This is a genomic window from Pseudomonas sp. PvP001 (assembly GCF_040546375.1).
GTDB classification, from domain to species: Bacteria; Pseudomonadota; Gammaproteobacteria; order Pseudomonadales; family Pseudomonadaceae; genus Aquipseudomonas; species Aquipseudomonas coleopterorum.
In genome coordinates this window covers 4,039,411-4,057,163 of record NZ_JBEPNQ010000001.1, presented here as the reverse complement: position 1 = coordinate 4,057,163, position 17,753 = coordinate 4,039,411, and the positions used below count along the sequence as shown (strand labels likewise).

The 17,753-nt window shown below is 63.8% G+C and carries 18 protein-coding genes; 17 read left to right on the top strand and 1 reads right to left on the bottom strand.

All coding sequences use genetic code 11. From position 1 onward, the window contains the following. Positions 1 to 3: 3 nt before the first annotated feature. Positions 4 to 981 carry a LysR family transcriptional regulator gene (locus ABMD26_RS18670; protein WP_354311186.1) on the bottom strand — a complete coding sequence of 326 codons (978 nt, stop codon included), beginning with the start codon at positions 979 to 981 and terminating at the stop codon, positions 4 to 6. 118 nt (positions 982 to 1,099) lie between these two features. On the opposite strand from ABMD26_RS18670, the gene ABMD26_RS18665 reads away from it, so the two are divergent. From ABMD26_RS18665 to ABMD26_RS18585, 17 genes are all read left to right on the top strand, one after another. Next, complete coding sequence (locus ABMD26_RS18665) at positions 1,100 to 1,855, top strand: class II aldolase/adducin family protein (protein ID WP_134723263.1); 756 nt, start codon at positions 1,100 to 1,102, stop codon at positions 1,853 to 1,855. Further along, complete coding sequence (locus tag ABMD26_RS18660) at positions 1,852 to 2,781, top strand: 2-hydroxyacid dehydrogenase (protein WP_134723264.1); 930 nt, start codon at positions 1,852 to 1,854, stop codon at positions 2,779 to 2,781. Before ABMD26_RS18665 ends, ABMD26_RS18660 begins: the two co-directional genes overlap by 4 nt. An 80-nt stretch (positions 2,782 to 2,861) precedes the next feature. Continuing rightward, positions 2,862 to 4,091, top strand: a complete 1,230-nt coding sequence (locus ABMD26_RS18655; RefSeq protein ID WP_134723265.1) for a Zn-dependent hydrolase — start codon at positions 2,862 to 2,864, stop codon at positions 4,089 to 4,091. A gap of 168 nt (positions 4,092 to 4,259) precedes the next feature. Beyond that, positions 4,260 to 5,594, top strand: coding sequence for an MFS transporter (locus ABMD26_RS18650; RefSeq protein ID WP_134723266.1), 1,335 nt, complete (start codon positions 4,260 to 4,262; stop codon positions 5,592 to 5,594). Between the two features lie 68 nt (positions 5,595 to 5,662). Next, positions 5,663 to 6,052, top strand: coding sequence for a RidA family protein (locus ABMD26_RS18645; protein WP_134723267.1), 390 nt, complete (start codon positions 5,663 to 5,665; stop codon positions 6,050 to 6,052). Next, positions 6,049 to 6,666 (top strand): RraA family protein, encoded by a 618-nt coding sequence (locus tag ABMD26_RS18640; RefSeq protein ID WP_134723268.1) that lies wholly within the window; start codon positions 6,049 to 6,051, stop codon positions 6,664 to 6,666. The genes ABMD26_RS18645 and ABMD26_RS18640 overlap by 4 nt, the downstream gene beginning before the upstream one ends. 436 nt (positions 6,667 to 7,102) lie before the next feature. Continuing rightward, on the top strand, positions 7,103 to 8,341 hold the full coding sequence (locus tag ABMD26_RS18635; RefSeq protein ID WP_134723269.1) for an urea ABC transporter substrate-binding protein: 1,239 nt from the start codon (positions 7,103 to 7,105) through the stop codon (positions 8,339 to 8,341). A 10-nt stretch (positions 8,342 to 8,351) separates the two neighbouring features. Next, positions 8,352 to 9,221, top strand: a complete 870-nt coding sequence (locus ABMD26_RS18630) for an ABC transporter permease subunit (protein WP_043185631.1) — start codon at positions 8,352 to 8,354, stop codon at positions 9,219 to 9,221. Continuing rightward, positions 9,221 to 10,252, top strand: coding sequence for an ABC transporter permease subunit (locus ABMD26_RS18625; protein WP_134723270.1), 1,032 nt, complete (start codon positions 9,221 to 9,223; stop codon positions 10,250 to 10,252). Before ABMD26_RS18630 ends, ABMD26_RS18625 begins: the two co-directional genes overlap by 1 nt. Beyond that, positions 10,249 to 10,974, top strand: coding sequence for an ATP-binding cassette domain-containing protein (locus tag ABMD26_RS18620; RefSeq protein WP_134723271.1), 726 nt, complete (start codon positions 10,249 to 10,251; stop codon positions 10,972 to 10,974). Before ABMD26_RS18625 ends, ABMD26_RS18620 begins: the two co-directional genes overlap by 4 nt. Further along, complete coding sequence (locus tag ABMD26_RS18615; protein ID WP_043185626.1) at positions 10,967 to 11,671, top strand: ABC transporter ATP-binding protein; 705 nt, start codon at positions 10,967 to 10,969, stop codon at positions 11,669 to 11,671. Before ABMD26_RS18620 ends, ABMD26_RS18615 begins: the two co-directional genes overlap by 8 nt. Before the next feature lie 12 nt (positions 11,672 to 11,683). Further along, positions 11,684 to 13,204 (top strand): amidase, encoded by a 1,521-nt coding sequence (locus ABMD26_RS18610; RefSeq protein ID WP_134723272.1) that lies wholly within the window; start codon positions 11,684 to 11,686, stop codon positions 13,202 to 13,204. Beyond that, positions 13,201 to 14,325, top strand: coding sequence for a transporter substrate-binding domain-containing protein (locus ABMD26_RS18605; RefSeq protein WP_134723273.1), 1,125 nt, complete (start codon positions 13,201 to 13,203; stop codon positions 14,323 to 14,325). Before ABMD26_RS18610 ends, ABMD26_RS18605 begins: the two co-directional genes overlap by 4 nt. A 16-nt stretch (positions 14,326 to 14,341) precedes the next feature. Then, the gene (locus tag ABMD26_RS18600; protein WP_134723274.1) at positions 14,342 to 14,986 is read left to right on the top strand and encodes an ANTAR domain-containing response regulator; all 645 of its coding nucleotides are present in this window, start codon (positions 14,342 to 14,344) and stop codon (positions 14,984 to 14,986) included. Positions 14,987 to 15,007: 21 nt separating this feature from the next. Beyond that, complete coding sequence (locus tag ABMD26_RS18595; protein ID WP_134723275.1) at positions 15,008 to 16,159, top strand: iron-containing alcohol dehydrogenase; 1,152 nt, start codon at positions 15,008 to 15,010, stop codon at positions 16,157 to 16,159. A 149-nt stretch (positions 16,160 to 16,308) separates the two neighbouring features. Beyond that, the gene (locus ABMD26_RS18590; protein WP_134723276.1) at positions 16,309 to 16,944 is read left to right on the top strand and encodes a hypothetical protein; all 636 of its coding nucleotides are present in this window, start codon (positions 16,309 to 16,311) and stop codon (positions 16,942 to 16,944) included. 14 nt (positions 16,945 to 16,958) lie between these two features. Beyond that, the gene (locus ABMD26_RS18585) at positions 16,959 to 17,741 is read left to right on the top strand and encodes a DODA-type extradiol aromatic ring-opening family dioxygenase (protein ID WP_354311178.1); all 783 of its coding nucleotides are present in this window, start codon (positions 16,959 to 16,961) and stop codon (positions 17,739 to 17,741) included. Positions 17,742 to 17,753: the final 12 nt, after the last annotated feature.

Here is a 17,753-nt window from a genome sequence, read left to right as displayed (position 1 = left end):
TCCTCAGGCCGAGTCCACCTGCAAGCCTTCGATCGCCTGCTCGAAGGCTTGCAGGAATACGGTTTCGGCGCGACTCATGCGCTGGTCGCGGTTCCACATCAGGAACACGTCGACATCGACCACGCCTTCGGCGGGCGGCAGCCGCCAGATCAATCCGTTGTGCAGGTCGATGTCCACCAGATGTTCGGGCAGGCAGCCCACGCCGTAGCCGGCGATGATCAGCCGGCGGATCTCCTCGAAGCTGGAGGACGAGGCGACGATCTTGCCGGTAACCCCCTGCTGGTCGCGGAACATGGTCAGCGGCGAGAGATTGCCGCCCACCTGATCGCTGGTGAAACTGACGAAATTCTCGCTCTGCAGCGCTTCGAGGGGCAGCTTGCGCTGACCGAACAGGCGATGGCGCTTGCCGCAGAAAAACGCATAGCGCTGGCGCAGCAGTCGTCGACGCTCCAGCTTGGCTTGCGGAAACCGGCACAAGCCCAACCCCACGGTGGCCGTGCGCTGGCTCAGCGCGCTCTGAATGTCGGAACTGCCCATCACTTCGACCTCCAGTTCCACTCTGGGATGGTCACGATGGAACTGCACCAGAAAATCATCGTACAACGCCGACTGCACCTTGCTGATGGTCAGGATACGAACCTTGCCGACCACATCGTCCTCGGGGCTCTTGAGCGTCGCTGACAAGCGCGCAACGTTGCCGTAGATCTCTTCGGCGATCCGCAGCACTTCTTCGCCGGCCGGTGACAGATCGAAGCGTGGCCCACGCCGCAGGATCAATGGACACTCCAGTTGTTCTTCCAGGCGTTTGAGCGACTGGCTCACCGCAGATTGGGTGAGAAACAACCGGGCGGCCGCGCGGCTGATGCTTTTTTCCTGGCCGATGACCAGAAAGGCTCGCAGCAGATTCCAGTCGAGCCGATCGCTCAATAAACGCCGAGCATGCCAGTGCTTGGGACTGTCCTCGGGATTCACATTGTTCATCGCTCACCATCAGTAACCTGGCTAATAATCAGATTAAGTATTAGCAAATTGATTAAACATTCAGGTTAAGGGATAAAACCAGCCAGCGCCACAATCCGGGACCTGACAAGGAACTCACATGCAAAAGCTCGACGACATCGACCCTGTAGAGTGGCAGGCACGTTGCGAATTGGCGGCCCTGTATCGGCTGGTCGCGCACTTTCGCATGACCGACCTGATCGATACCCACATCACCCTGCGCATCCCAGGTCCGGAGCACCACTTTCTGATCAACCGCTACGGTGTGATCTTCGAACACATGAAAGCCAGTGATCTGGTGCGTATCGATCAACACGGCACTGTCATCAACGCGGATCCGTCGATCAGCCGGGTCAACGCGGCCGGCTTCGTGATCCACTCGGCCATCCACATGGCCCGTCCCGATCTGAACTGTGTGATCCACACCCATACCGCCGCCGGCATGGCCGTTGCCGCGCAGGAGCATGGGCTGTTGCCGATCAGCCAGCACGCACTGCGCTACTACGGCAACCTGGCCTATCACACCTACGAAGGCATCGCGCTGTCACTGACCGAACGTGAGCGTCTGGTGGCAGACCTGGGCCCGCACAAGGCGATGATCCTGCGCAATCACGGTCTGCTGGCCGCCGGCATCAGCGTTGGTCACGCGTTCCAGGAGATCCACTTTCTGGAACGCGCCTGTCAGGCGCAGATTCAAGCCCTCTCTGGTAACAGCAAGCTGGTGTATCCCAGCGAAGAGGTATGCCGGCTCACAGCCGCACAGTTCGCTCGCGACGAAGCCGACGAGATTACCCACCTCGGCTGGCTGGCGGCCCTGACCCTGATCGAAGACCAGCGCGAGGTCTACTGCTCATGACCACTGTCGTGCTGCTGAGCAAGGACCCCAGCTTGCTGGTGCAGTTGCAGCAGGCGTTTGCCGAGCACGCGCCCGAGTTGCGGGCGGTGCTTGCCGATGATCCTGCCGCAGAGCAGGCGATCGTCGCCGCTTGCTGGTACCCACCGGCCGGCAGTCTGGGGCGCTTGCCCGACTTGGGCCTGGTGCATTCGGTGGCCGCCGGTGTCGATCACCTGCGCACCGACCCCAGCGCTGCGGACCTGCCAGTGTGCCGAGTCGTCGACCCCGATCACCGCCGTGGCATGATCGAGTACGTGCGCTGGACAGTGCTGCACTATCACCGCGACTTCGATCGGGCCATTCACCAGCAAAGGCAAGGTCAGTGGCTCCGTCACCCTCAACGCACGGCTGGGCAGTTCAAGGTCGGCGTCATGGGTCTGGGCTCACTGGGCGCTGCGATTGCCGCAGACCTGGCCGGCGCAGGCTATGCCGTGCGTGGCTGGGCACGCAGTGAACGGCAGTTGGCCGGAATCGCCTGTCATCACGGACCCGAGCAATTCGACGACTTTCTTCAAGGCCTGGATCTGCTGGTCAATCTGCTGCCGTTGACCGATGCCACCCACGGCATTCTCGATCGGGACACTTTCGCGCGCCTGGCGCGCGGTGCTGCAGTGGTCAACGGCGGACGCGGCCAGCACCTGGTGATCGACGATCTGCAAACAGCGCTGGCCACCGGTCAACTGCGCGGGGCGGTGTTGGATGTGTTCGAGCAAGAACCATTGCCCAGCGATCATTCCCTGTGGCAGATGCCTGGGGTGGTGGTCACGCCGCACATGGCATCGGCCGCCTCCCATCCCTGCATCGTGCGTCAGGTCGCCGAAAACACCCGCCGGCTGCTCGCCGGTGAAGTCCTGAACCATCAGGTCGACCCATCGCTGGGCTACTGAGCACCTACCTGGTGTGACCCACCTGTTGAAACCGGTCTGTAGAAACCGGCCCGGATGAACAGAGCCAAAAGAGAGATTCCATGAACGTATTGAAATGCAACGGCGAACGGCTATGGCAGAGCCTGATGGACATGGCCAAGGTAGGCGCCACGGACAAGGGCGGCAACTGTCGGCTGGCCCTGTCGGAGGAAGACCGGGCGGGCCGCGAGTTGTTCATCGGCTGGTGCCGCGAAGCCGGCATGAGCATCACCTTCGATGCCATCGGCAACCTGTTCGCCCGGCTTCCCGGCTTGAATGACCAGCTACCGCCGGTCGTCATGGGCAGTCATCTCGACACTCAGCCCAAGGGTGGGCGGTTCGACGGTATCTATGGTGTGCTCTGTGGCCTGGAAGTAGTGCGCAGCCTTGCCGATGCGGGGGTCCGCAACAAGCGCCCGATCGAGATCGCCGTATGGACCAACGAAGAAGGCGCACGCTTCACGCCCGCCATGTTCGGCTCTGCCGTGTTCACCGGCAGCCTGGCGCTGGACGCCGCGCTGAACGCCTGCGACAGCGAGGGTGTCAGCGTGCGCCAAGCACTTGAGAGCATCGGTTATGGCGGCGATGCGCCGTTCCAGCGCCCTTTCGATGCCTACTTCGAAGCTCATATCGAGCAAGGCCCGATTCTGGAAGACAACGGGCTGCCGGTCGGTGTGGTCACGGGCGGGCAAGCCATCTGCTGGCTCGATGTGCAGGTGCAGGGCCAGAGTGCCCATGCCGGCACGACACCCATGGCATTGCGCAAGGACGCCTTGTTCGGTGTTGCCGAAATGGCCGGGCAACTCGAAGCGCTGGTTGCGCAGTTCAATCCACAGGGTTTGGTGACGATCGGCCAAGTGAACATCGCCAAGTCATCGCGCAACACGATCGCAGGCAGCGTGACGTTCACCGTCGACCTGCGCCATCACCAGGATGAGCAGATTGACCTCATGGAACGGCAGGTCCACGAACGCTTCCAGCAGGTCGCCGATGCGCGCGGCCTGGCGCTGAGCATCGAGCGCCACTGGCTCAGCCCCGCTACCCCTTTCGACGGCGACTGTGTCGAGACCGTGCGGCGTGCGGTGCATGCGTTGGACTACCCCCATCAAGACATCGTCAGCGGCGCAGGCCACGACGCCATCCTGCTCGCGCGACATTGCCCCACCACCATGGTGTTCATTCCCTGCATGGGCGGGCTGAGCCACAACGAAGCCGAAGCCATAGACCCGCAGGATGCGCGCAAGGGCTGCGATGTGCTGCTCAATGCCGTGACCGAACGTACACAACGCTGAGAACACTGCAGGTGCCGCCTCGATGGCGGCCGTGCGACGAGAGTCCGTCGAGCCTCCGTTTCTATAACAAGCTTCACCCATAAAGCGCCCGGACGCGGGCGCCGCATCACTCGCTATCTGCCGCCCTAAACACATTCCGTTGTGCAACGGCTCATTTTGGAGACAGGCATGAACAGTTCTGCGTGCGCACCCGACTACCTGGCTACACCGCAAGCCCCGGTCAACATGAGAAAGGTCGCTGTTGCCAGCGTCATCGGCACCACCGTCGAATGGTACGACCTGTTCGTCTTCGCGACCGCATCGGCGCTGGTGTTCAACAAGATCTTCTTTCCCGCGTTCGACGCACTGGTCGGCACATTGCTGGCCTTCGGCACCTTTGCCTCGGCATACGGCGCACGTATCGTCGGGGCAGCGCTGTTCGGCCATTTCGGCGACCGACTGGGGCGTAAATCGATGCTGCTGATCTCGCTGCTGGTCATGGGCGCTGCGACCTTCGCCATCGGTCTGCTGCCCGATTACGCCACCATCGGCATATGGGCGCCAATACTGTTGTTGACGTTGCGCATCATCCAAGGCCTGGCGCTGGGCGGCGAATGGGGCGGTGCGGTGTTGATGGCGGTCGAGCATGCCCCGGCGCATCAACGCGGCCTGTACGGTTCGTGGGTCCAGATCGGTGTACCGGCCGGCACCATGATCGCCAACCTGGCATTTCTGGCAATCGCCAGTTCACTGTCTACCGAAGACCTCCTGGCCTGGGGCTGGCGGATTCCCTTCCTGGGCAGTGTGCTGCTGATCGCCGTGGGCCTGTACATCCGACTGAACATCACCGAAACGCCTGCCTTCAACCAGGCCAAGGAGCGCGACCAAGAGGTCAAGGTGCCGCTGGCGGAAATCTGCCGCAAGTACTGGAAACAGGTGCTGCTGGGCGGTATCGCCACGATGTCCACCGGTTCGTCGTTCAACATCATCGTCGCGTTCGGCCTCACCTACGGCACCCAGACCCTGGGCTTCACCCGACCTGTGATGCTCAGCGTGATACTCGCCTCCTGCGCCCTGTGCATCTTCCTGCTGCCGGCTTTCGGCGCGCTGTCCGACCGCTGGGGCCGCAAACCGGTGATCATCGGCGGCATCGTTGCCGAAGCCTTGGTGGCATTCCCGATGTTCTGGTTGATGGACACGCGCGAGCTGCCGCTGGTGTTCCTCGGCTACATGCTGCTGATGACGGCGTTCGCCGCCAACTATGGCCCCATCGCCACGTTCCTGGCCGAACTGTTCGGCACCAAGGTGCGTTATTCCGGGCTGTCGGTGGCCTACATGCTGTCTGGCTTGCTGGGCAGTGCGGCAACGCCCATGGTCACTACGGCGCTGCTGAACTGGACCGGCAAGGGCTCGTCGGTGGCCTGGTACCTGATCGGGTCCGCGTTGCTGTCGCTGATCGCCTTGCTGCTGTTGACCGAAACCTTCAAACGCAACCTGACCACCGCTGGACCCAAGTCCAACTAAGCCAATGTCTGGCCCCGTGCAGGTGGCCAGGCAATTCTTTTCCAACCCGTGCTCGAACGAGGTATGACATGAAGCGCATAACTGCCGCCCCAGGCACGATCGGTCCGGTCGGCCCGTACTCGCAAGCGGTGATCAGCGGCAATCTGGTGTTCACCGCCGGGCAGATTCCCGCTCGTGAAGATTTCGATTTACAACCTGCCGACTTCGAGGATCAGGTTCGCCAGACCTTGCGCAACCTCGAAGCGATATTGATCGCCGCAGGTTCGGACTTCGAACATGTAGTCAAGGTGAACGGGTACTTGACCGATCCGGCGCAGCTGGAACCCTTCAACCGTGTCTACACCCAGGTGCTGGGCCATGCGCCACCAGCGCGCACCACCGTGTGCGTGTCGCTGTGGGGAGTGGCGCTGGAAATCGACTGCGTCGCCGAACTGATCGACAAAGAGGCAACGGCATGAGTGATGAACAGCAACTCGAAGCAAAACTGCAGCAGGTGAGCTTTGCGACCTTGGGGCATTTTCTCGAAGAAGGCTTTGTCAGCTACGCCATCGCCTCGCAGCTGAGCGGCGTCAAAGTGGTCGGCCGAGCGCGCACCCTCAAGGTCGCGAACGCCGATGCCCTGGCAGTGAATCAGGCCCTGGTCGACCTGCAACCCGGTGAGGTACTGATCATCGATATGCAAGGCGACCACCACCACGCCTGCGTCGGCAGTGTCACCTGCTGCGCCGCCATGGCAAAAGGTGCTCGGGGTCTCATCGTCGACGGCGTGGTCACCGATATCAATGAGCTGCGCACCGCCGGCCTGCCTGTCTTCGCCCGCGGTACCAGCCTTTTGACCACCAAGTTGCGAAGCGATCCCACCAGTGCGCAGAACGTGACCGTGCAGTGTGGAGGCGTCAGCGTCAGCCCAGGCGACTGGGTACTGGGGGATGACAATGGCCTGCTGATCACCACTGCTTCGGCATTGACGGCGGTCATCGACATTGCTTTGGCCAGCGATGCTGCGGAACCTGCCCTTTTGCAGCGTCTGCAGAGCGGTGAGCCTGTCGAGAGCGTATTGCGCTTGAGCTGATCGGCCCAACACGTTCGTGTTACTTGGGTAGGCTGCCCTGCACGTTTTGAGTGCAGGGTTCCCAACTGAGTGCACGGCTGGTTATTGCACTTGCAGCTTGCCAAAGTAAATTTCAAGCCTGAACAATGGTTTACCTGCAATGGCCTGATACTTGCTCTGCGTATCGGGTCACTCCCCACGTGACACCAGTTTCCCCCAGCGCCCCCGCGCCCTGGGTGACCCGGCCCCAACGATGCGGCCGCGGTTCACAAGCGAAACGCTCGACACCCATTCAGCCGACAGCGTCGTCGGTCACGTGAAATCAGGCCCCACCTTCCCTCGCCTGCATTTCATCCAGCCCCACTCCTCCCCTTTTCCGGTTTGCACGGCGGCCCGTTCGGCTGTCCGCGATCCGGCTGGCGATGGCATGACGGGGCTGGTTTCAGGAGCACTGAGCATGGCTATCAATCGTCGTACCTTCCTGCGTTCGTCCGCCATTTCCGCTGCCGCATTGTCGGCGTTGAGCTTCAAGAGCCTGTCGGCCTTCGCCGCCGACGACGCGATCAGGATCGCCTCGCTGTACGACAGCTCGGGCGGCCTGGACATCTATGGCAAGCCGATCGTGGATGCTTTGACGTTCGCCACCGAAGAGCTGAACGCCCAGGGCGGCCTGCTCGGCCGGCCGCTGAGCCTGATCAAGTACGACACCCAGTCCAACATGCAGCTGTACGCCCAGTACGCCCAGCAGGCGGCGCTCAAGGATCGGGTGGCGGTGGTGCATGCGGGCATCACCTCCGCCTCCCGTGAAGTGGTGCGTCCGGTGCTGGACCGCTACAAGACGCTGTACTTCTACGACAACCAGTACGAAGGCGGCGTGTGCGATCGCAACTTCTTCGGCACCGGCGTGACCCCAGGCCAGACCGTGGAGAAGCTGGTGTCCCACGTGACCCAGAAATGGGGCAAGAAGGTCTACATCGTCGCGGCGGACTACAACTACGGGCAGATCGTCACCGCCTGGGTGAAGAAGTACGTCGAGCAGGCTGGTGGGTCGAGCGTGGGAATCGAGTTCTTCCCGCTGGACGTGACCAACTTCGGCGCCACCATTTCCAAGATCCAGGAAGCCAAGCCGGACTTCGTCTGGTCGGCTCTGGTCGGCGGCGCTCACATGTCCTTCTATCGCCAGTGGAAGGCTGCCGGCATGACCGGCAAGCTGCCGATCGCTTCGACCACCTTTGCCGGGGGCAACGAGCACATCGTGCTCTCGCCCGAAGAGTGCAACGGCATCCTGATCTGCCAGAACTACGTACAGGAACTGCAGACCCCACTCAACACCGCGTTCGTCGAACGCTTCCACACCCGCTTCGGCGCCGACTATCCGTACATCACCGAACTGGCGATGGGCGCGTATCAGGGCATGATGCTGTGGGCCGAGGGCGTTCGCCAGGCCGGTTCGATCGAGCGCATGGCGGTCATCGAGGCGCTGGAGAAAGGCATCAGCCTGGACCTGCCCAGCGGCAAGGTCAGCATCGACCCGGCCACCCACCATTGCATTCTGGATGTGCACATCGCCGAGGTGCGCGATCGCCGCCTGGAGGTGGTGCAAAGCTTCGCCCAGCAGGCTCCTTCGGACACCGCCGCGGTCTGCGACCTGGTCAAGAACCCGCGTGATGCCAAGCAATACAGCATCGCGCTGTAAGGAGACGGACATGGATTGGGCCGCGATTTTTTCCCTGCAGATCGTCGGCGCCATCGCCACGCTGGTGCTGCTCAGCATCGGTCTGGCGGTGGTGTTTGGCATGATGAAGATCATCAACCTGGCGCATGGCGAGTTCATGATGCTCGGCGGTTACGTCGCCGTCCTGGCAACCCACCACCTGCATGTGCCGATCTGGATCTCGATCCTGGTGCTGGCGCCGCTGACGGTGGGCCTGTTCGGCATGCTGGTCGAGCGCTTGCTGATACGCCACCTGTACGGCCGCATGATCGACACCATGCTGGCCACCTGGGGCTTGAGCCTGGCGTTGACCGGCACGGCGACCATGCTGTTCGGCAACACCACGGTGGGCATCAGCTCGCCGTTGCCGGGTATCACCCTGGGTGCCTATCAAACCAGTGGCTACGGGCTGTTCGTCATCGCCGTGGCCGTGGCGGTGTTGCTGGGGATGTGGGCGCTGCTGCGCTTCACCCAGTTCGGCCTGTGCGCCCGGGCGACCATGCAGAACGCCAAGATGGCCGCCGCCCTGGGCGCCAACCCCGGACGCATCTACAGCCTCACCTTCGGCTTGGGCGCGGCCCTGGCCGGGCTCGGCGGCGCGGTCCTCGCACCGCTCACCGGGGTGATCCCGACGCTGGGCGCCAGCTACATCGCCAAGGCCTTCATCACCGTGATCGGCGGCGGCAGCGCCGTCATCACCGGCACGCTGAGTGCGGCCGGTGCGTTCGGCGTCATCAGCCAGGTGGTGACCTTCTTCAGCACCCCGGTGTTCGGTGAGGTGGCCCTGTTGCTGGCCGCCATCGTGTTGATCCGCGTGTTGCCTCAGGGCATCACCGGTCGTTTCTTTCGGAGGGCGTTCTGATGCCTGTCGCATTTCGTGATCTGCTGCCGGTGCTCGGCTGCGCGCTGGCCGCCGTGCTGGTCGGCGTTCTGCCGTATTGGCTGGACCTGTTCACCCTGCTCTCGCTGACCATCTACCTGGTCATGGCCCTGCTGGCGCTGAGCCTGGCGTTCATCTGGGGCTTCGGTGGCATCCTGTGTTTCGGGCAGGCCGCGTTCTTCGGCCTGGGGGCCTATGCCTATGCGGTCGGTGTGCTGAACATTGGCGACAGCACCTGGCCGGTGCTGCTGGCCATTGCCGTGCCCGCGCTGTTCGCTGCGGCCATGGGCTACTTCATGTTCTACGGTGGCATCAGCGATGTGTACCTGGGCGTGATCACCCTGGCGGTGACGCTGATTCTGTTCAACGTAATGAACTCCACCTCGGGCAGCGAATACCACATCGGCAGTGCGCTGCTCGGCGGTTTCAACGGCATTCCAGCGATCCCGACGCTCAACGTGCCGTTCGATCCCGAGCGCGTGCTGGAGCCCGAAACCTTGTTTCAGGTGATCGGCGGCGCCTTGATCCTCTGCTACCTGGGCCTGCGCGCACTGCTCGCCAGTCGCTTCGGCAAGGTGGTAGTGGCCATCCGTGAAAACGAGCAGCGCGCCGGTTTGCTCGGCTATGACACGCGCCTGCACAAGCTGATCGTCTTCAGCCTGGGCGGCGGTATCGCCGGCCTGGCCGGGTGCCTGTACGCCAACTGGGGCGCGTTCGTCAGCCCGGGTGTGTTTGGCCTGGCGCAGTCGGCGCAGATCATCATCTGGGTCATCGTCGGCGGTCGCGGTACCTTGTTCGGGCCGATCCTGGCCTGCATCGGCCTGCAGGCGCTGATGGCACGCCTGGGCGAACAGCAGACGGTGGACAGCGGCCTGGTGCTGGGCGCGATTCTGCTGACCTTCGTCATGTTGCTGCCGCGTGGCTTGCTGCCCAGCCTTGGCACGTTGGCCGGGCGCGTGTTCAGGCGTCGTCCCGCTTCCACCAGCGCCGTGCCACAGGAGGGCGCCGTATGAGCGTGCTTCTGCAAACCCAAGGTCTGGGCGTCAGTTTCGGCGGCGTGCACGCCGTAAAAGCGGTGGATTTCACCCTGCACCGCGGTGAACTTCGCTGCCTCATCGGTCCCAACGGTGCCGGTAAAAGTACGTTCTTCAAACTGCTCAGCGGGCAGCTGAAGCCGACCCACGGCAGCTGCCACTTCCAGGCCGAGCGCATCAGCGGCCTGCCGCCGCACCGTATCGCGCGCCTGGGTATCGGCATCAAGACGCAGACACCCAGTGTGTTCGACGGCCTCGATGTACTGGAAAACCTTCGCCTGGCCGCCAGCCGCAACCAGAGCGCCGCGCAGGCCCGGCAAACCGCCGAGCAGACGCTGCAACGCATCGACCTGAGCGAACACCGCCACCGTCTGGTGGGCGACTTGGCCCACGGTCAACGGCAATGGGTCGAGCTGGGCATGATCCTCGCCTCGAAGCCGACCCTGGTGCTGCTGGACGAGCCCGCTGCCGGCATGACCTATCAGGAAGTGCGCAAGACCGCCGCCCTGATCAAGGAGATCAACGCGCACAGCACGGTGGTGGTGGTCGAGCACGACATGGAGTTCATTCGCCTCATCGCCGGCACGGTCACCGTATTCAACCAGGGCGCGGTGCTGGCCCAGGGCAGCTTTGCCGAGGTGACTCAGAATCCGTTGGTGCGCGAAGCCTATCTGGGCAAACAGGAGATCAAACATGCTTGAAGTCAATGGATTGTGTTCCGGCTACGGGCGCGTGCCGGTGCTGCGCGACATCGCTCTGCGCGGCGCCACCGACAGCTGCATCGGCGTGCTCGGGCGTAACGGCATGGGCAAGACCACCCTGCTGCGCGCGCTTATCGGCGAGCTGCCGGCGCTGTCGGGCAGCGTGCAGTTCGCAGGCCAGGACCTGAGTCGTGCCGACGCCAGCCAGCGGGCACGGGCCGGCATCGGCTACGTGCCCCAGGGCCGGCAGATTTTCCCGTTCCTGACCGTCGGCGAGAATCTGCGCATGGGCTGCGTGAAGCACTTCGCCCAGGCCCCGGCCACCATCGAGCGGATCCTGGCGTATTTCCCGCGTCTGCAACGGCTGCTCGACCAACCCGGTGGCGCTTTGTCGGGCGGCGAACAACAACTGCTGGCCCTGGCGCGCTGCCTGTGCGGCAACCCGAAGCTGATCCTGCTCGACGAACCCACCGAAGGCATCCAGCCCTCCATCTGCGACGAGATCATCGAAACCCTGCAACGCCTGCGTCGCGAACAAGGCCTGGGCATCATCCTGGTGGAACAGGACATCGACTTCCTGACGGCGCTGGCCGATCGCATCCTGATCATCGAGAACGGCCAGTTGGTCGATGAAGTCGACCCCGCCAGCACCACCGCCGAAGCGCTTGCCGAGCGCTTCATGGGCTTTCATTCCTGAGGATTCATCGTCATGTCCATTCAACGTCCCACCCAGGCCGAGCTCGCCGAAACCGGCCGCCAGCTGGGTCTGCACCTGCAAGCACCGTTACTCGAGCAATACGCCGACATCCTCGAAGCCGTCTGGCAGGACTATGACCGCCTCGACCAGTTGCAGCCTGCCAGCGTCCCGCAACGCTACCCCAGAAGCGCCGGGCACCTGCCGACGCCTGCGCAGAATCCCTACAACGCCTGGTACATGCGCACCGATCTGCATGGGGCGGCGGGCGGCAAGCTCAGCGGCAAGCGCGTCGCCCTCAAGGACAACATCTGCCTGGCCGGGGTACCCATGATGAATGGCGCCTCGACCCTGCAAGGGTACGTGCCGGACGTCGACGCCACCGTGGCCACGCGTGTGCTCGACGCTGGCGGCAGCATTCTGGGCAAGGCCCATTGCGAGTTTTTCTGCGTGTCGGGCAGCAGTCATACCAACGCCACCGGCGCGGTGCACAATCCGCGCAATCCGGGCCACTCGACTGGGGGGTCGTCCTCGGGCTGCGCCGCGCTGATCGTCGCGGGCGACGTGGATCTGGGCATCGGCACCGATCAAGGCGGTTCGGTGCGCATCCCGGCAGCCTATTCCGGCATCTACGGGATGAAGCCGACCCACGGGCTGGTGCCCTACACCGGCATCATGCCCATCGAAATGACCCTGGACCACGCCGGCGTGATGAGCGCCACGGTGGCCGACAATGCCCTGCTGCTCGAAGTGCTCGCCGGTGCCGATGGCCTGGATCCGCGCCAGGATCGGCAGATGCCGGTGCAGGCCTACACCCAGACGCTCGGCGCGGGTGTTTCGGGGCTGCGCATCGGTATGGTCCGCGAGGGCTTCGGCCACGCCAATTCCGAAGCCGACGTCGACGCTGCAGTGCGCCGTGCCGCCGGTCTGTTTGCCGAATGGGGCGCGCAGGTGGAAGAGGTTTCCATCCCCCTGCACGCGCTGGGTCATGCCATCTGGACGCCAATTGCCGTGGAAGGCACCACGCAGCTGCTGCGCGGCTACAATTACGGCTCCAACTGGAAGGGCTTGTACGTGGAGAGCCTGATGCGCGCGCAACACGACTGGCAGCAGCAGGCCGACGCGTTCCCCCATGACCTGAAGACCTGCCTGCTGGCAGGCCACTATGCCCACCAGCGATTCGGCGGCCAGTACTACGCCCGGGCACAGAACGCCGCGCGGCAGCTGCGTGCCGCCTACGACGAGCAGTTCGCCCGCTACGACCTGCTGCTCATGCCGACCGTGCCACTCAAGGCGCCGAAACTGCCGGCCGCCGATGCCACACCTGCGACCTGGGTCACGCGCGCCTTGGAAATGAACGCCAACACCGCCCCGTTCGATGTCACCGGCCACCCGGCCATGTCCATCCCCTGCGGGCTGGCGGCAGGGTTGCCGGTGGGCCTGATGCTCATCGCCCGTGACTACCATGAGGCGACCCTCTACCAGGCCGCGCATCACTTCGAACAGCACATCGACTGGGAAAGCCTGAGCTCATGAACGGCGACGATTACAAGGTAGGCCTGCTGTTCTCCCGCGCCAGCCTTACGGCGGCGTCGGAAACCGCGCAGGCCAACGCCACCCACCTGGCCATCGCCGAGGTCAACGACAGCGGCGGGATCAACGGCCGCCGCGTGACCGCGATCGATGGTGACCCCGGCGCCGATCCGAACGATTACCGCGACAGCGCCCTGCACCTGTGCGACCACCATCAGGTGCAGGTGCTGTTCGGCACGCACATGTCGAGCACGCGCAAGGTCGTGCTGCCGGTGGTCGAAAGCCGTCGGCGCTTGCTGTTCTATCCAACGCTGTACGAAGGTTTCGAATACTCGCCGTACTGCTTCTACACCGGCTCGGCGCCCAACCAGAACTCGCTGCAACTGGCCCGCTACGTCCTGCAGACCTATGGCGGGCGCGTGCTGTTCGTGGGCGGTTCGTATGTCTATCCCTACGAATCGAACCGCATCATGCGCGAGCTGTTCGAGCAGGTGGGCGGCGAGATCGTCGACGAGATCTACCTGCCGTTCCACGCCACCGCAGAGGACTTCGAGCGGGTCATGCAGCGGGTGCGCGAGACCGCACCCGACGCCATCTATTCGACCATCGTCGGCAGCGACATTCCCTCGCTGCACCGGGCCTACCGCCAGGCGGGCTTCGATCCTGCACGCGTGCCCATCGTCAGCCTGGCCACCAACGAGGTCGACGTGCAGGCCATGACCGACGAAGAAGCCGAAGGCCACATTTCGGCCGCACCTTGGTTCTCGACGTTGCAGACGCCCGCCAGCCAGGCGTTCGTCAGCCGCTATCGCGCGCGCTTCGGCGAAGGTGCAGCCATCACTTCCGGCGCCGAGGCCGCCTATTTTCAGGTGCACTTGTTCGCCCAGGCCGCGCGCCGCGCCGCCGACGATTCGGCGCAGGCCCTGCGCGAAGCCCTGGCCGGCGCTCGTTTCGATGCACCTCAAGGCACTGTGCAGATCGACCCGCAGACCCAGCACACCTGGCTGTGGCCGCGCATTGCCCGGCTCGACGACCGACGCCAGTTCCAACTGGTGCTGGAGAGCGCCGAAGCGGTGCCGCCGAGCCCCTACATGGTCGACTACCAGATGGACGCACAGCCATGAGCTGCCGGAGGCCGAGATGACCAGTGCGCCGTCCCTGCTGCGCGAACTCAAGGGCCTGCGCGTGCTGGTGATTCACCCCCAGGACGGTGAGGCCCGCATCGTCCTCGACCAGTTGCAGCGCATCGGCTGCATCGTCGAACAGCGCTGGCCGGTGCCCACGACGTTGCCCGAAGGGGTCGACGTGGTGCTGCTGGCCGTGGAACTCAGCCAGCGCAGCCATACGCAGACACTGGTGGAAAGCCTGAGCGAACAGGCGCCGCCGATCATCGCCGTGGTCGGCTACGAGAACCCGTCGATGCTGCAACTGGTGCTGGAAACGCAACCGGCGGCGGTCATCGAACGGCCCTTGCGGCCGTTCGGTCTGTTGACCCAATTGCTGATGGCGCGCGCCGCCTGGCGGGCGCGCATCGACATGCTCGCCGAGCTGCGCAAGCTGCAAAGCCGGCAGCCGGCAGTGTCGAAGATCTCCATGGCCAAGGCGCTGTTGATGGCCCGCCATCGCCTCGGCGAAAACGATGCCCACCGGCGCCTGCAACGCGAAGCCATGACGCGCCGGACCAGCATGGAAGCCATCGCCCAGCAGATCATCGATGCCGATCCACCGGCCGAACCCGAACAGCCGCCGCCCCGGCCAGGTGCGGAAAACAGCTCCCCCCCATGACAAGAATACGAGGTTAACCCCATGCAAGGATTCACCTTCAGCAGCACTGCCCACCTCATCTGCGCCACCGGTAGCGCCGCCGGCCTGGCCGAACAATGCGCCAGCCGCGGCGCCCGGCGTGTATTGCTGGTCACCGACGCCGGTATCCTTAAGCACGGCCTGCTCGACAGCGTGCTGCCGGGCTTCGCCAGCGCCGGTATCGAATACGCGGTGTACAGCGATGTGCTCGCCGACCCGGCAGAAGCGTTGGTGCTGGCCGCCACCGAACAGGCCCGGGGCATGAACGCCGACCTGATCGTCGGCTTCGGCGGCGGCAGCTCCATGGACACCGCCAAGCTGGTCGCCTACCTGGCGCACCCCGCACAGCAACAGGGCCTGACCGACATCTACGGCGTGAACCAGGCCACCGGCCCGCGCCTGCCGTTGATTCAGGTGCCCACCACTGCAGGCACAGGATCGGAAGTCACGCCCATCTCCATCGTCACCACCGCCACCGGCAAATCCGGCGTAGTGGCGAACCAGCTGTTGCCGGACCTGGCAATTCTCGACGCCCAACTGACCATCGGCCTGCCCGGCCCGGTGACTGCCGCTACCGGCATCGATGCCATGGTGCATGCCATCGAGGCCTACACCAGCAAACACCGCAAGAATCCCCTCTCCGACCTGCTGGCGCGCGAAGCCTTGCGCCTGTTGTCGACCAACCTCGAACGCGCGGTCAACACGCCGCACGACCTGGAAGCCCGCCAGGCCATGTTGCTGGGCGCCTGTCTGGCCGGGCAGGCGTTTGCCAACGCGCCGGTCGCCGCTGTGCACGCATTGGCCTACCCGCTGGGCATCAGCTTCCACCTGCCCCATGGCCTGTCCAATGCGCTGGTTCTGCAACAAGTGCTGCGCTTCAACCTCTCCGCTGCCCAGGACCTGTACGCTGAACTTGCCCCCGTGGTGCTGGGCGAACGCCTGCAATCGGGCGCCGCGGCCCAGCAATTCATCGACGAATTGCTCAGGCTGCATGAAGCCACCGGCCTGCCGCTGCGCCTCAGCGAAGCCGGCGTGACCCGCGAAAGCCTGCCGGAACTGGCTCGCAGCGCGATGCTGCAGCAACGGCTGCTGGTCAACAATCCGCGCGAGGTCAGCGAAGCCGATGCGCTGGCGATCTATACCGCCGCGTTCTAAATCCTCGGCAAACAGCGCGCCGTGGCAGGGCGCGCTGTCCATCGCATCAAATACATCGATGTTAACTATCGTTAAACAACGCTTCACATTCCCCTTGCCAGACGCTTAGATGCGCGACTTATAGACATCGTCCCGCTTTGGAGCTTCACGTGTACGCCCGCCCCGATTTGAAATACCCGCTCCTGTTCGCCCTGGCCAAATGTTCGGTTGCCGTTTTGTGTTTTGCCATGGTGTGGCTGGACATTGCCGTGTTTCATACAGAAATTCTGGAAATGTCATTCACCGAGATCACCCAGGAACTGATGCTTGCGCTGTGCGCCCTGCTCTTTTGGACCGCCCCGGGAACCGGCCGCAAAGGCGGCTTCGAATTTCTCGCTGCAGGCTTCTTCGCCTGCCTGCTGACCCGCGAGCTGGACGGCCTGTTCGACCCCATCAGCCACAGCGCCTGGCTGTGGCCTTTCCTGGCCATCGCTGCGGTGGCCATCGGTAACGCGGCACGGGCAACACACCGACGGCAAACGCTGCAATCCCTGGGTGCGTTCATGCGCACCCCGACATTCGCCGCATTGGCGACGGGCTTTGCGGTACTGATCTTTTCCAGGATCTTCGGCATGGGCTCGTTCTGGCATCAGGTCATGGGCGACGGTTACCAGCGCCTGGCCAAAACCACCGCCGAGGAAGGCGTGGAACTGCTCGCCTATGGCATCTGGCTCTGCGCCAGCTTCGAGTACTGGGTCAAATGCCGGCTTGGTGAAAGCTGGAGTTCTCAAACCGCAACTTCTTGATGTGGAGCCCGCCGATGACTATTCCATCGCCCGTACTGTTCGTTTCCCATGGCTCTCCCATGTTCGCGGTCCAACCTGGCCCTGCAGGCAAGCACCTGGCCGAGTTGGGGCGTGAGCTGACACGGCCTCAGGCCATCGTCATCGTGTCCCCGCACTGGATGACCCGTGGCGAGATCGGCGTGACCGCAAGCGCAGCTCCGGCCACTATTCATGACTTCGGCGGCTTCCCCGACGCGCTGTACAAGATTCAATACCCGGCGTCCGGCGCACCGGCCTTGGCCGCGCAGATCGTCGACATGCTCAAGACTGCCGGCTGGAGCGCCCGCCTGGATGCCGATCGGGGTCTGGACCATGGCGCCTGGGTCCCCCTGCTCTACCTGGCGCCAGCCGCGGACATCCCGGTGATCCAGATTTCCATGCCGGCGTCGCTCGACACCCGCGAGGCGTGGAAGCTGGGCCAGGCGCTCAAGCCACTGCGCGACATGAACGTGATGATCGTGGCCTCGGGCAGCCTGACGCACAACCTCTACGAGTTCCGCGGCGCCACGCCCCACGGCGCTCAATACGTCAAGGATTTCGCCGCCTGGACGGCCAAGACCCTGGCCTCGGGCAATCTGGAGTCGCTGCTTGACTACCGGCAATATGCACCTTCGGCCGAGCGTGCACACCCCACGGACGAGCACTTCCTGCCCCTGTTCATCGCCGTCGGCGCGGCGGGTGAGCAGTATGAAACGCGGGTGATCGAAGGTGGCGTGGAGTATGGGGTGTTGGCGATGGACAGTTATTTGTTTACGTAGAAAGTCCCTCAT